Below are 13900 nucleotides of genomic sequence, written 5' to 3' on the forward strand. Positions count from 1 at the left end.
AATGATCATGCAAGCACTGTCCGTTAGCGCTCACTTACCTAAAGAAACAGGAATATTGAATTGCGTTGGACGCTTTAATCATGCACTTAATTTTGTCACTCCTTCAGGTGAATTATTGACATTACATCGCTATGGTCGAGGATTAAGCCCAATGGGCTGGATGGTCTCTGATACTGATTTTCAAGCTATTTTTAATGATGAGAATGAGTTTGTTGAGTATAAAAACGATCGATTGGTCAGCCCTAACTGGCAACTCATTGCACCAAAAGAACACTTATCGCTCAAGTTGGTGCCACAAAAACTCCCTGATGGAACGTTTACAGCGCTATGGGATATCTTAAGGCAATCGAAAGCGAAAAGTGGTTTACACGGCAGTTTGAGTGAAGCGACAACCGGCCCATTATGTCGAGAGCTAAAAGAATTAAAAGCAAACTATCAACGATACCTTCAAGGTGAACGTATTGATTGGCAGTCGATAATTGGAAGAGGGCCGGGGTTAACACCAAGCTTTGATGATATCTTAATAGGTATGCTATTGGTCACCTTTCTTAATCCAGAGATTGACAGCGACAGCTTACCAAACTTTTTTCAAGATACTCCTTCTTTAGGGTCATTAACGACTCTGGTCAGTGTGAACTATTTACGTTTTGCTTCCCAGGGCATCTTTTCTACTCCACTACAAACATTAGCAACTGCGTTAGTGCAGCCGATGAAATTATCACAGGCGGTTCGCTTGCTGCTTCAGGTCGGCCATTTTTCTGGTGCGGATACGTTAATAGGCGTGTGGTTAGCGGGTATGGATGAAATGGGTTAACGTTCGCGAATAAACAAGGACAAACATGGAAACTATTGTTATCGCCTTAGGTGGCAATGCATTACTGCAGCGTGGAGAAGTGCTTTCCGCTGAAAATCAATACCAAGCTATCGCATCGATTGCGGGTACTTTGGGGCAACTTGCACAAAAATATCGTGTGGTGATTGTACATGGCAATGGGCCTCAAGTCGGGCTATTGGCCTTGCAAAATATAGCTTATACCGATGTTCCTGCTTATCCTTTGGATATTTTAGTGGCCGAAAGTCAGGGAATGATTGGATATATGCTGATGCAAGAACTGGGACGCAAGCACCCTAAACAGCCAGTAGCAACGCTGCTCACTCGTGTTGAAGTTGATAGCAATGACCCTGCTTATCAAAACCCCACTAAATACATTGGCCCTGTGTATGACAAGCAGGAAAAAGAAAGCTTAGAAGCTGAGCTAGGTTGGGCGATTAAACCCGATGGCAAATATTATCGTCGGGTTGTTCCATCTCCTCAACCTAAAGTCATTCTGGAAATTGATGCCATCAAATGCTTATTAGATCAAAAGCATATTGTCATCTGTAATGGTGGCGGTGGTGTTCCTGTTATTCAGCAGGATAATGGATTTTGTGGGAGTGAGGTGGTTATCGATAAAGATTTATCCTCCGCACTATTAGCAGAAGTGCTTGAGTCTGACCACCTAATTATTCTAACCGATGCGGATGCCGTCTATCGGAATTGGGGAACTCCTGAGCAAAGCGTGATTAGATGCGCAACGGTAGCAGAGGTTGCCCCTATGGCAATTGATGATGGTTCTATGGGACCGAAATTGATGGCGGTCAGCCGTTTTGTACAGCGTTCTGGTAAACCTGCTTATATTGGTGCGTTAAAGCAAATAGATGCTATCTTGAAAGGAGAGGCAGGCACTAGAATTATACCATAGTGATTAATTGCTTTGATAATCAAGGAAGTATTAATGAAAAACGTTTCATTTGGTCATGATGTTTTACCCGCAATTGGCATGGGTAGTTGGAATTTGGGGCAGCAGCGGAAAAGTGCAAAAGAAGAAATTGAAGCGATACAAGCAGGCCTTGATGTAGGCTTAAAATTAATTGATAGCGCTGAAATGTATGGCAATGGGGCTTCTGAACAGTTAATTGGTAAAGCAATTTCAGGACGACGCGATGAAACGTTTTTAGTATCAAAAGTTTATCCCTTCAATGCCGGAGGTAAAGCATTAGTTAATGCTTGTGAGGCATCTTTACGCCGGTTAAAAACGGATAGGCTTGATCTTTACTTGCTGCATTGGGCTGGCGATATTCCTCTCGAAGAGACTATTAATGGTTTCGAAAAACTGCAATCTGCTGGGAAAATTCGTTATTGGGGAATATCTAACTTTGATATCAATGAACTGCAAGATATGTACGATCACCTCGCGGGTGGACGTTATTGTGCGACAAATCAGGTGCTATATAACCTTGGTAGCCGCGGTATTGATTATTCATTACTTAACTGGTGTCGGCATAAAAAAATGCCATTAATGGCTTATTCACCACTCGGCAGCGGCAATCAATTACTTAGACATCCAACGTTGAAGATGATTGCGCAAAAATATCAGGTCGTGCCAGCAACGGTTGCATTAGCGTGGGTGATCCGTGGCGATGGGATCGTTGCTATTCCTGAGTCAGGTAGCAGGGCGCATATGTTGCAAAATGCGCACGCTTGCCAGTTAGTATTAGACAACGACGATATTGCTTTATTGGATGAAAGCTTTCCACCGCCAACACATAAGCAATATCTGGATATTTTGTAATTCATTCAACGTTATTTTGTTGCTGGGTCAATTGGGCTCAGCAAGCTTTGGATGATGGGATCGCGCAGTTTGAACAGTTTCACGACCGTTTTTAATACTTCCCCTTGCTGATTGCTATTCCAAGCTAAGGATAAGGGGGACGGTCTTCTAGGCCTTTTTATTGATTTCTCAATCAGTTGTTGGTTTTGAATATAGGGTTTGCAAATAGAGGCAGGTAAAAAGCCGATCCCCGTTCCTTTTAGGTGACAGAGTACTTTGGTTTTCATATCAGGCACTTTGATTTCTCGTTGGCCTGATAATAGCCATGCAGTGCGTTTGGATAAAACTTGCGAGGTATCTTCCACATTGATAGTCGGGTAACAACGCAGTTGTTCATCGCTAAGAATACCATCAATAGAGGCAAGTGGGTGTTGATTGGCAACTGCAAAGACCCAATCGATTTTGCCTAAAAACAAGGTATTCATGTCGCTGTCCAATGATTCAGAACCTGGGACACCGATTGCAATATCACATTTGTTACTGAGTAGGGCATCCCATACCCCCATATACACTTGCCGAGTGATATTAAGGCGGGTGAAAGGAAAGCGCTCGGTTAGGTGTTGGAGTAGGTCAGCGACGGCATTTGGCTCATAGAGTAAGTTATTAATTGCAATCGTAATTTCTTGCTCGACACCTTCATTAATCAGCCGTAACTGATTTGGCATATTACTTAACCAGTTATGCCATTCGCGGCAATGTTCAAGGAGATATTCCCCCGCAGATGTTAGGTTAACGGTTCGTGTCGTTCGAGTGAAAAGCTGGACGCCAACATATTCTTCTAAGATTTTGATCCGGTAACTGATAGTTGCAGTACTTTTGTAGAGTTGTTTTGCGGCTTGAGAAAAGCTCTGACACTGCGCAACAGTGATAAAGGTTGTCATCGTTTCTTGATCTAACATGTTTGTATCTCCCTAAAGTCAAAGGAAAAACCAATTTATAATATTTTTTAGATCTGCATTTTGTTTCACGTCATCCATTAAGTAGGCTTCATCATAATTGAAAGTGATAAGTATAAATTCTGGAGAATTGTTAGTAATTATTATCTTACTGAATATTAAGGAATTATATATAAAATAAAATGAAAAACTGTGACCTGTGATTTTTTATGGAAAAATTTTCCAAAAAATGATGTTAAATGTAATACAACCTGATAAACTGATTTTGTCATGTAGGTGGTTGTACAAAATAGTGGCTTAAAATTTTTAGTGTGTTAGGAGAAAATAATGGAACTTGTTCTATCTGATCTGACACCGGAAGCGTTTGCCCCCTATGGAGACGTCATCCAAGTTGAAGGATCTGAATTTTTTCATATCAATGATGGTACGACAGAACGTTATCATGCTTTAGGTAAGGCAGAGATTACAGATGCAAGTCCCGTTCTGATGAGTATTAGCCGTTCAGAACCTATTGATATGCCAATGAATGTTAAGCTTTTAGAAAAGCATCCGCTTTCCAGCCAAGCTTTTATCCCAATGAATGGTGAGCGTTTCATTGTGGTGGTTGCTGAGCCAGGGGATGATATCCCAGTTGATACCTTACGAGCATTTATCACCAATGGTAAGCAGGGTGTAAACTATCACCGTGATGTTTGGCATCATCCGATTTATGCATTTCAATCACAAACGGATTTTTTAACGGTAGATAGAGGCGGTGCTGACAATTGTGTCGTTAAGGATCTCCCTGAGCCTTGTCAAATAGTTTTTCCTTAACTACTCTATTGGGCAATAAGGGCTAGGTAATATAATTCCTTTCTGCCGATAGCAAACATAAAAGGTAAAAATAAATGACTGAACCACGCACAAAAGGAAGACCACAGACAGATAAAAGTTCGCCAAAAGGTGCGCAAGCACTTGAGCGCGGGTTAGATATTCTTCAATTTCTGGCTAACTCAGGTGGTAGCTCATCAGTCTCTGTTTTATCTGAGCAGTTAGGTTTGCCTTTATCAACGACATTTCGCTTGCTGAAAGTCCTTGAGCAATCAGAGTTTATTTTTCAAGACTCACAGCTTGGCTGGTGGCATATCGGTCTGCAATCATTCACAGTTGGGGCCACATATATGAATGATAGGGACGTCGTATCAGTTGCTGGGCCATTTATGCGCAGGCTAATGTTGCTATCAGGGGAAACGGCAAACTTGGCTATTCGTAATAATTTAGATGCTGTTTTAATTCGCCAATGCGAATGTCATGCGTTAGTGAGAATGTGTGCACCGTTGGGGAGTCGTTTACCATTACATGCATCAGGGGCTGGGAAGGCATTATTGTTCCCACTTGATGAAGAGGAAATGTTAGAGCTTGTCACACGCTCTGGTTTACAAGAATTCACCCCTAAAACTATCACCAGCATTAATGTGTTGAGAAAGGCGTTAGGGCATTATCAAGAACTGGGTTATGTCATTGATAATGAAGAACATGCTCTGGGTCTTAATTGTTTAGCGGCACCTATATTTGATCGTAATAATTCAGTGATAGCAGCAATATCTATTTCGGGCCCTAGTGCAAGGGTAACTGAAGAACGTTTTACTGAGCTAGGGGAACTGGTTCGTGACGTTGCTGCGGATATCAGCGCGGCATTAGGTGAGCGCCAATCATAAAGACCAGAGATCAGCGGGTGTTAATCATCCGCTAAAAAGAGGCTATTTAACAGGTGGTTAGCAGGTGATCAATGAGCTGACCAACCAACGAGTACAGAATACATAGATAATCCGTTTTTAAAACGGTTTTTTTAGACAAAAAATAAAGTTGGAAAAATTTTCCAAATAGGAGTTGTTATGGCTAAGATGCGCGCAGTTGATGCTGCAATGTATGTACTGGAAAAAGAAGGGATCACAACCGCATTCGGTGTTCCTGGAGCCGCAATAAACCCATTCTATAGTGCGATGCGTAAGCATGGTGGGATCAAACACTATCTTGCTCGTCACGTAGAAGGTGCTTCTCATATGGCTGAGGGATACACGAGAGCAAATCCGGGTAACATTGGAATGTGTCTTGGTACATCAGGTCCTGCGGGAACGGATATGATCACAGCATTATATTCCGCCTCTGCTGATTCAATTCCTATTTTGTGCATTACAGGCCAAGCACCAAGAGCTAAATTGCATAAAGAAGATTTCCAAGCAGTCGATATCGAGTCTATCGCAAAACCGGTCACCAAAATGGCTACAACGGTGTTAGAGCCCGCATTGGTTCCTCGAGTATTGCAGCAAGCTTTTCATTTAATGCGTTCTGGTCGTCCTGGACCCGTATTAATTGACCTACCTTTTGATGTGCAAGTCGCTGAAATTGAGTTTGACCCAGAGACTTATGAACCATTACCTGCTTACAAGCCAGCGGCAACAGTTGCTCAGGTTGATAAAACACTGGATATGTTATTCGCGTCGAAAAAGCCACTGATTATCTCCGGTGGTGGCGTTATTAACGCGGACGCGGCAGACAAGCTGCAAGAGTTAGCTGAAATCTGTAACGTGCCAGTCATTCCAACTTTAATGGGTTGGGGAACTATCCCTGATGACCACAAATTAATGGCAGGTATGGTGGGCTTACAAACGGCTCACCGTTATGGAAATGCCACTTTATTAGAATCTGATTTCTTATTAGGCGTCGGTAACCGCTGGGCGAACCGACACACTGGTTCTGTAGAAAAATATGTTGGTGACCGTAAAACAGTACATATTGATATCGAGCCTACACAAATTGGCCGTATTTTCTGCCCTGATTTAGGGATTGTCTCCGATGCTAAAGCGGCGTTAGCGCTCTTGGTTGAGCGAGCAAAAGCACGTAAACAAGCGGGTGCTTTACCTGATTACAGCAAATGGGTAGATGAGTGCCAAGCGCGTAAACGTACTCTGTTACGTAAAACGCATTTTGACAATGTACCTGTGAAGCCACAGCGTGTTTATGAGGAAATGAACAAAACATTTGGCCGCGATGTTTGCTATGTCACAACCATTGGTTTATCGCAAATTGCAGCCGCTCAAATGTTGCATATCTTTAAACCGCGTCACTGGATCAACTGCGGTCAAGCGGGCCCATTAGGTTGGACTTTACCTGCTGCATTAGGGGTATGTGCCGCTGATCCTAAACGTAAGGTCGTTGCCGTATCAGGGGATTATGACTTCCAATTTATGATTGAAGAATTGGCGGTCGGGGCTCAGTTCAAATTGCCATATATCCATGTATTAGTGAACAACGCTTACTTAGGTCTGATCCGTCAATCACAACGTGGCTTTGATATGGATTATTGCGTCCAGCTTTCCTTTGAAAATATCAATAATGATGCCATTGGTGAATACGGTGTTGATCACGTCAAAGTGGTTGAAGGCTTAGGTTGTAAAGCTATTCGTGTCTTTAAACCAGAAGATATTGCGCCAGCATTCAAACAAGCTGAAAAACTCATGAAAGAATTCAGTGTGCCTGTTGTTGTGGAAATCATTCTAGAGCGCGTCACAAATATCTCCATGGGAACCGAGTTGGATAATGTGACTGAATTCGAAGAGATAGCAACTTCTGAAGCCGATGCGCCAACCGCGACCGCATTTTATCAATATAAATAAGGATGCGAGAAAATGACCAAGTTTGCAGCTAACTTATCCATGTTATTTACTGAAGCAGAGTTTATGCAGCGCTTTAAATTGGCGGCTAAAAATGGCTTCAAAGCCGTAGAATATATGTTTCCTTATGATTTTCCAGCACAGTCTATCAAGCAAGAGTTAGATGAAAATAAACTGACTCAAGTTCTTTTTAACCTTCCAGCGGGTGATTGGAATGGTGGCGAAAGAGGCATTGCTTGTTTGCCTGAAAGGCAAAAAGAGTTTCAAGAAGGCGTCAAAAAAGCAATTGAATATGCAAACGTCTTGAATTGTAAACAAATTAACTGCTTAGTGGGGCGTAAAGACTCATCTCTTAGTGAAGAAAAAACGATGGAAACCCTCGTAGCAAATCTTCGTTATGCGGCTGAGCAGTTAGAAAAAGAGAATATACGTTTACTGGTAGAAGCTGTGAATACATACGATATTCCAGGTTTCTATTTGAATAAATCAGCTCAGGTCGAAGATGTAATTAAGCGTGTCGGTCATGCCAATATTTACTTCCAATATGACATTTACCATATGCAGCGAATGGAAGGTGAGCTAACTGAGACAATGAAACGTTTATTAAAGCATATTTGCCACATTCAACTCGCAGATAACCCTGGCCGTCATGAGCCAGGAACGGGTGAGATTAATTATACCTATTTATTTAAACAGCTAGAACAGATGGGCTTCACAGGCTGGATCGGTTGCGAATATAAGCCTGCGACAACAACAGAAGCGGGTTTAGGCTGGATGAAACCGTATTTATAATTAGGAGAGTATCATGAAATTAGGCTTTATCGGTTTAGGAATTATGGGTGGCCCAATGGCTGCTAACTTATTAAAGGGTGGTCATGAGCTAGCTGTAAATACTCGTGGGCAAATTCCGGCTTATCTTACAGATGAAGGGGCAAAGACATTTTCATCAGCTAAAGAAGTGACTGAAAACGCTGATGTTATCTTTGTTATGGTGCCAGATACCCCTCACGTTGGGGAGGTACTATTTGGTGAGAACGGCTGTGCATCTACAGCGTTGAAAGGCAAAATCATTGTGGATATGAGCTCCATATCCCCGATTGAAACCAAAGAATACGCTAGAAAAGTCAATGAATTAGGTGGCCAGTATTTAGATGCACCGGTTTCCGGTGGTGAAGTTGGCGCTAAGCAAGGCACATTAAGCATTATGGTGGGTGGTGAAGACTCGACTTTTGCTAAGGTAAAACCGCTATTTGAATTAATGGGTAAAAATATCAGTTTGGTGGGCGGAAATGGGGATGGGCAAACCTGTAAGGTTGCCAACCAAATTATCGTTGCATTAACCATTGAAGCTGTTTCTGAAGCATTAGTTTTTGCGTCAAAAGCAGGGGCCAATCCTGCACGCGTTCGTGAAGCATTAATGGGCGGATTTGCATCCTCGCGTATCCTTGAAGTTCATGGCGAGCGCATGGTAAAACGCATATTTGACCCAGGATTTAGGATCTCTTTACATCAAAAAGACTTAAATCTTGCTTTACAGGGTGCGAAGGCATTATCGATGAGCTTACCGAATACCGCGACCTGTCAGGAACTCTTCAATTTATGTGCCGCACATGGCGGTCAAGATAATGACCATTCAGCCTTAATCAAGGCAATTGAAATTATGGCTAACCATAAATTAGGAGACTAATACTTAGTCTAATTGTTTGAATGTAATGATCCTCATGTTTTAAGTGTAAATGTAAGTAGTAAGCAGTTTAACTAGTCGTTTATTTGCCCCATGTATCTGGGGCTTTTTTTTTGCATAGCATTAAGTGAATAAAAAAGAGGTAATATAATTAATGCATATTACCTCTATAAAATCTTACTTATTTATCTTTTCTATTTTATAGCATCCCACTTAAATATATTTTCAAGAATAATAGAAATAATAATTCCCATTAATAACCCATTTGTGATGATAGGCCTTACTATCAATGGAATATCTTGCATGTAAGTTGGAGGAACACTCATCAAAAATATGCCAATAAAAATAGGCAAAGCAAGCCGATAAATATTGCGCGGGTTTAAATCTAAAATACGAATAAATAACAAAGAAGACCAAAGCAGAGGTAAGTAAGTGACCATCATCACGGTACTACTGATCACTAAAGGAAAGGTAGAAAAGAACCCTGACAAAACGGGAACGAAACTAATAACAAAGAATAACAAACTACCAATAATAAAGGGCTTTTTACTAAAATCGTTGGTTTGAGTAATGAGCCCTATTGAAGAAACAAATGGCGCGAAAGGCACAATTCCTAGTGGTGAACAGGCAAAAGTGAGCGCACCAGAACTAATAAAACTACGACGATACATGGCTGGCGTTGCTGGCGAATCTGGATGAAATAAATCTGTTCCCTTAATCGCGCCAAACGTATTGGACGTATTTAGTAGTGAGGCAATAACACAGGTTGTGACAATACCATAATTGATAGTTTCAATTTTTCCGAGAGGGAATAGCTGCCAGCCAATGCCACTCACGCCTGTTGAGCCACTTCGAAAGATAACTGAAAATAATAACCAACCCAATATTGAGCCAATCAGTACAGCATATTTATTAATATGACGAGGGAGTAAGACAATAATTCCAATGATCAATACCATGATAAATAAAGCTAACAAGAATGTATTGAAATTAATATGGACAATATCTGTTGTGGCACTAAAAGGTAAGCCCAACATACCTTTTAAAAAAATAGTAATTAAGTTAGCGCCGAGTAACAGCATGAATACTGCCATCACACCAGGCGAAAATAGCAGAGCCAAATACTTTCCTGCTCCACTCAAACCGATAATGACAGTGATGATCCCTGCAATGGCAATTCCCACTGCAAAACTACCACCAATAACCTCTAATGGTGTTCCTTGAGCAGACTCTGCAAATGCAACAGATAAAATCGTTCCCCACCACAGCCCCGCAGGACCTTCCATGATAGAGCGCTTGTGTCCGAAAATAGCTTGAATTAAGCAAGCCAGTGATGTGGCTAAAAAAGCATACTGGGTAATTGTGTAAGTGGCGGCATTGCTCAGATGAAATGCAGATTGTAATGTAGGAGGTATAACGACTGTATTACAGAAAATAAAAAAGAACCATTGCAAGCCTGATAACATATTATCTTTGTTCAAACTAAACATAAATTACATCCTGTTATAAATAACAATACAGCACACCCAGTAAAGAGTGTGCTGTATTATTTACATCATATTACTGTTGGTGTTTTAAAATAAATTGCCCGATAGGCGTTTCACGAACACCAGTATTAATATCGTAGATAGTTTCTCCGCGTAAAATAGTGCGTGCAACTTGTGCACCTATTTTGCGCCCTACATAAGGGCTGACTTTATGGCGATACTCTAAATCTTGAGCTTTTAATTCATAAGGTGAGTTTGGCTTGATGAACACGAAATCTGCATCTTTACCAACGGTAATGGAGCCTTTATGCTTAAGGCCGAAGATCTTAGCTGCATTAGTTGCCATTAATTTGGCAAATAATGGGAGTTCCATTCCACGTTTTTGCACTGCTTCATCAAACATCAAGTCAACACAGCTTTGCATCCCTGCAATTCCACCCCAAGCTTTGAATACATGACCCGCTTTCATATCTGGTGGGCATGGTGAGTGGTCAGAACCTAAACAGTCGATTTCACCATTAAACAGTTTTTCCCACATGCCTTCTTGGTTCGCTTCATCACGAATCGGTGGTGAGCATTTTGCTAAATTACCAATTTTTTCAAACTGATTAGTTGTTAAGGCAAAATAGTGAGGGCAAGATTCTGAGGTAACATCCTGTCCTTCATTACGTGCCTTAGTCACTTCAGCAACGCCTTCAGGGCTACTGATATGGCAAATATGTATTGGGCAATTAGCCACTTTTGCCAGATATAGCACGCGGCGAATTGCCTCAATTTCAGTATATACAGGGCGCGAGGCTACATAGTCGTGAGCAGTTATGCGTCCTTGAGCTTCAGCTTCTCGACCTAATTCATCACAGATTGATGCATTTTCACAGTGAACTAATACACGAGAGTCGTTAAATTTACTGATAATTTCTGCACCACGTAAAAACTGAAAGTCATCAACATCACGGAAGTCATTATCAATAGTTTTGTCACCACAGGTGGCAACAAAGCATTTGAAGCCAACAACACCCACTTCATCTAGCTCGTGCAGTCTCTCGAGATTATAAGAGACTAAACCGCCAAATTGGGCTGCATCTACTGACAGTTTACCTGCGGCAGCGTCGAATTTTATTTGAATACTTTCACGGTCAACGGTTGCAGGTAGCTGATTTAATGGCATTTCGATGATAGTTGTGATGCCACCTTTTGCTGCTGAACGCGTCCCTGTTTCATAGCCTTCCCAATGTGTTCTTCCTGGTTCCGAAATGTGGGCATGAGAGTCAACCATACCTGGTGAAACGACTAGGCCTTCGGCGTTTATTTCTTCTTTTGCACCAGATAAACCAGAGCCAATAGCGGCAATTTTGCCATTTTTTACCGCGACATCTGTTTTAATTGCTTCGTTTTCAAGAATGACAGTACCGTTTTTAATGATTAAATCGTATGACATAGGGTATTCCTTAGATAAGATTATAATTTCATTTATTAACATTACTGTTCAGCGTGTTTTCAATATATTAAAACGGGCTGAATAGGGTATTTAATTCAGATTACATTGGGTTTTTTATGCCGATATCTGAATCATTCGTAGCTTTTACTTTATTTTCAACCACCTTAGTGGTGTCTTTTTTGAATAAAGAGTAGAGAACAAAGGCCAATATGACGCCAGCAAACCAAGACACTCGTGATATAGGCTCTAATACAGGGATGAATTTTCCACCAAGGGAGAAAATAACTGCAATAACAGTGACAACGAAAGCGGTAATATTAAATCCGTGCTCATAGAATTTATAATCGCCTGCACGGGTATATAAGACATCTAAATTAATATTTGTACGCATTACGATGAAATAATGCGATAGCATGACACCAATAACTGGACCTAAAATACCGCCAATAATATCCAAGAAAGTATAAATACTGTCCTGATTCTCAATTAGTTTCCAAGGCATGATTAATACGCTGATAACGCTGGCAATAATAACGCCGTGACGATAAGTGAGTTTGGATGGGTACAGTGCAGCAATTTGGTATCCTGCAGGAATAATATTACCAGCAGCGTTGGTGGAAATTGTCGCCATCAGAATAACGACTACCGCAAAGAGTGAGGCATATAAACTATCCCATTTTTGAACAATATCAAGTACGTTCCATGTATCAACGCCGTAGTGAATACTGGCGCCGGCTAAAATACATACGCTACTAATGGCAAAGAGCAAGTAAGCCACTAACAGGCCAGCGGTTTGTCCAATGGCTTGTTGTTTAAAACTAGTCGAATATTGAGTGAAATCAGAAGCATTTACCGCAGGAGCTGCCCAGACAGCGACAACACTATTAATAACGATAAAGAAAAAGAATACTTTACTTGGCGTTTCACTAATACCATTTGGGATATAATCCAAAATAGGTTGAATGCCCACTAAAGAAACTGACCAAATTGCCATACCACCAAACAAAATATAAATACAGGGGTTAAGAATGGCAGTAAGTTTATTTAATACCTTGCCTCCACCTAGTCCTATGGCAACATTCATTGCCCAGAAAATGATGAAAACAATAAAGGCTGGAATGGTAACCCCCATATAGGTTTCACCATTGCCTATATTTAAAAATTCAGGCCAAATTTTCCCGATTAATATTAATAGCGCTAATGAACCAGTAAAGCATTGTAAGCCAAACCACATAATAGCAGCAATACAGCCTCTTAATACGCCAGGAAAGAGTGAGCCTTTAATTCCATAAGATGCCCGAAGTAGCATCGGGAATGGGATACCATATTTAGACCCCGCCGCACCATTCATTACCATAACGAAAGCGATGCATATTGCGCTTAGTGCGATGGCAAACATAATGTTCAAAGTAGAAAGGCCTAGAATAAAAAAACCGCCAACCATTAGATAATTTGGGACATTGTGTACGGAACCCATCCATAGCGTAAAGTAGTTAAATGTTTTCCATGTTCGTTGCTCCGGTGTTTTAGGTAATAAATCATTTGTATAACCACGTTCACGATAAATCTCTTTTTCTTCTGAATAGTTCATATATGAGTCCTTCCACGCATATAATTTAAATTTGAAAGCGAGAGATTTAACTAATCGAATTTTTAATAAAGTAATAAAGTTATTGTTTTAATTTTTTAAATAATATTATTTTTTATATATACATCAACTTAATAACTAATGGTTTATATATAGTTATTAGCGTCAGTTTAATTAATTATATTGACTACCCAGGAATTAATTCTTGAACTCAATATAGCCACCGTTAACTGATGGATGCAATATAAATTTAAAAAATTTTTCCAAAAAATAGATCTGGAGCGCTTTTTTTGACAAAATAACATAATAAACAATGCGTTATAAAATATTTAGTTTTTTATTATTTCTTTTTTTGTATTTTTTTTGAGATGTTTTGTTCAATTTAAGTTAATTTACTCTATTTCTTCTTGATTTTAATGAAGTTTGATTCATTTTAAGTTTGTTTTAATGCTTTATTATTTTTGATTTAAATGCAGCTTATTGATTTTTTTATGAAAAAATAA

The 13900-nt window shown here is 40.3% G+C and carries 12 protein-coding genes; 8 read left to right on the forward strand and 4 right to left on the reverse strand.

The annotated features are described in order from the left end of the window. Position 1 precedes the first annotated feature (1 nt). The 3 genes from PSE83_RS05460 to PSE83_RS05470 are packed head-to-tail and all read left to right on the forward strand — an operon-like array spanning position 2 to position 2612. On the forward strand, positions 2 to 814 hold the full coding sequence (locus PSE83_RS05460) for a DUF2877 domain-containing protein (RefSeq protein WP_104872850.1): 813 nt from the start codon (positions 2 to 4) through the stop codon (positions 812 to 814). Between the two features lie 25 nt (positions 815 to 839). Then, on the forward strand, positions 840 to 1742 hold the full coding sequence (locus PSE83_RS05465) for a carbamate kinase (protein WP_272660706.1): 903 nt from the start codon (positions 840 to 842) through the stop codon (positions 1740 to 1742). A 33-nt stretch (positions 1743 to 1775) separates the two neighbouring features. Further along, a complete protein-coding gene (locus PSE83_RS05470; RefSeq protein ID WP_004261547.1) occupies positions 1776 to 2612 on the forward strand; it encodes an aldo/keto reductase in 837 nt (278 codons plus the stop codon). An 11-nt stretch (positions 2613 to 2623) separates the two neighbouring features. Here the strand turns inward: PSE83_RS05470 and allS are convergent, their stop codons facing one another. Further along, positions 2624 to 3550, reverse strand: a complete 927-nt coding sequence (gene allS / locus PSE83_RS05475) for an HTH-type transcriptional activator AllS (protein ID WP_004261545.1) — start codon at positions 3548 to 3550, stop codon at positions 2624 to 2626. A gap of 324 nt (positions 3551 to 3874) precedes the next feature. On the opposite strand from allS, the gene PSE83_RS05480 reads away from it, so the two are divergent. The 5 genes from PSE83_RS05480 (at position 3875) to glxR (ending at position 8887) form a co-directional block, all read left to right on the forward strand. Next, positions 3875 to 4360: an ureidoglycolate lyase gene (locus PSE83_RS05480; RefSeq protein ID WP_004261541.1), complete on the forward strand. Its 486-nt coding sequence runs from the start codon at positions 3875 to 3877 to the stop codon at positions 4358 to 4360. 74 nt (positions 4361 to 4434) lie between these two features. Next, the gene (locus PSE83_RS05485) at positions 4435 to 5244 is read left to right on the forward strand and encodes an IclR family transcriptional regulator domain-containing protein (protein WP_094962123.1); all 810 of its coding nucleotides are present in this window, start codon (positions 4435 to 4437) and stop codon (positions 5242 to 5244) included. Positions 5245 to 5421: 177 nt separating this feature from the next. Continuing rightward, complete coding sequence (gene gcl, locus PSE83_RS05490) at positions 5422 to 7203, forward strand: glyoxylate carboligase (RefSeq protein ID WP_004261535.1); 1782 nt, start codon at positions 5422 to 5424, stop codon at positions 7201 to 7203. Between the two features lie 12 nt (positions 7204 to 7215). Then, on the forward strand, positions 7216 to 7992 hold the full coding sequence (gene hyi, locus PSE83_RS05495) for a hydroxypyruvate isomerase (protein WP_004261532.1): 777 nt from the start codon (positions 7216 to 7218) through the stop codon (positions 7990 to 7992). Between the two features lie 13 nt (positions 7993 to 8005). Next, positions 8006 to 8887 carry a 2-hydroxy-3-oxopropionate reductase gene (glxR, locus tag PSE83_RS05500; RefSeq protein ID WP_094962124.1) on the forward strand — a complete coding sequence of 294 codons (882 nt, stop codon included), beginning with the start codon at positions 8006 to 8008 and terminating at the stop codon, positions 8885 to 8887. A 191-nt stretch (positions 8888 to 9078) separates the two neighbouring features. Here glxR and PSE83_RS05505 read toward each other — a convergent pair whose 3' ends face one another. The 3 genes from PSE83_RS05505 to PSE83_RS05515 all read right to left on the reverse strand — a co-directional run bounded on the left by PSE83_RS05505 (position 9079) and on the right by PSE83_RS05515 (position 13400). After that, positions 9079 to 10374: a uracil/xanthine transporter gene (locus PSE83_RS05505; protein ID WP_094962125.1), complete on the reverse strand. Its 1296-nt coding sequence runs from the start codon at positions 10372 to 10374 to the stop codon at positions 9079 to 9081. Between the two features lie 70 nt (positions 10375 to 10444). Next, positions 10445 to 11809, reverse strand: coding sequence for an allantoinase AllB (gene allB, locus PSE83_RS05510; RefSeq protein ID WP_272660707.1), 1365 nt, complete (start codon positions 11807 to 11809; stop codon positions 10445 to 10447). A 100-nt stretch (positions 11810 to 11909) separates the two neighbouring features. Beyond that, a complete protein-coding gene (locus tag PSE83_RS05515; RefSeq protein ID WP_004261518.1) occupies positions 11910 to 13400 on the reverse strand; it encodes an allantoin transporter in 1491 nt (496 codons plus the stop codon). Positions 13401 to 13900 lie beyond the last annotated feature (500 nt).

The organism is Providencia sp. PROV150 (genome assembly GCF_028481025.1).
Lineage (GTDB): Bacteria > Pseudomonadota > Gammaproteobacteria > Enterobacterales > Enterobacteriaceae > Providencia > Providencia hangzhouensis.